The organism is Algoriphagus sp., from assembly GCF_024305035.1.
Taxonomy (GTDB): domain Bacteria; phylum Bacteroidota; class Bacteroidia; order Cytophagales; family Cyclobacteriaceae; genus Algoriphagus.
Genome location: NZ_JAMWZB010000082.1, coordinates 1 through 718 on the forward strand (window position 1 = coordinate 1; position 718 = coordinate 718).

The 718-nt window shown below is 31.9% G+C and carries 2 protein-coding genes; both read left to right on the forward strand.

Annotated elements, in window-relative coordinates; genetic code table 11:
* Nucleotides 1-190: hypothetical protein (locus Q0L00_RS19595; RefSeq protein ID WP_297338587.1), on the forward strand; the 190-nt coding region annotated here is incomplete at its 5' end.
* Nucleotides 178-618 carry a hypothetical protein gene (locus Q0L00_RS19600; protein ID WP_297338588.1) on the forward strand — a complete coding sequence of 147 codons (441 nt, stop codon included), beginning with the start codon at nucleotides 178-180 and terminating at the stop codon, nucleotides 616-618. The genes Q0L00_RS19595 and Q0L00_RS19600, both read left to right, overlap by 13 nt.
* Nucleotides 619-718: the final 100 nt, after the last annotated feature.

Below are 718 nucleotides of genomic sequence, written 5' to 3' on the forward strand. Positions count from 1 at the left end.
CTTTTCATTAATAAAAAATCAAACTAAGCAAAGACGGGGTTGCTCGGGTGGATACGATTGGTTTCCTATTGGTGGGGTGTTTCTACTAAAGAATCGTCCTCCACTGGAGGTGTTTATTTTACAGACTTATCCAATAAATCTACAAAAAATATTATCCCGAATGATAAAATTGAAAGCATGGCAGATTTAACGGTTTCAAATAAAAAAATTTATGTTCTGGAAAAATATCGTCCATTAATCAGTATCTATGATTTTGAAGGAACGAAGCTAAAAACTATGGAAATGCCAAGGTCTAACTATTTGAAGTATCAAAAACTGGTGAGACCTCCCGACTATTTACAGATGACACCTGAAGATAAAGTAGCTTTCTTGGAAGATAATTATGTTGATATGTATCAGGAAGGAGATACCACTTTTATTTTGCATCAAACTTATTTTTCCGAAAATCAATCACTTAAAGAGAGATATATTCTTACGATCTTTTCCAATGGAAAGCTGAAAGAGAAAGTTCTTGATATCAAACCTTTGAATTTCAGTTTAACTGGTGATGTGTATTTCTTCAATGAGACCGATTCAGGTAAATATTTAATGAAAAAGCCCTTAAGCCAATTTTTTTGAGTTCTGAAAATTTTTTTTACTTTTAGAATTTTAAACCAATTCTTTGGTTCTACCCTTAAGTTAGTGAGGATATAAGTTTAAGCCTCCGTGAAAAAATAAT

Excerpts from the sequence above, each read along its gene's own strand:
- Q0L00_RS19600 (WP_297338588.1), top strand. The coding sequence starts at position 178 with ATGGCAGATTTAACGGTTTCAAATAAAAAAATTTATGTTCTGGAAAAA.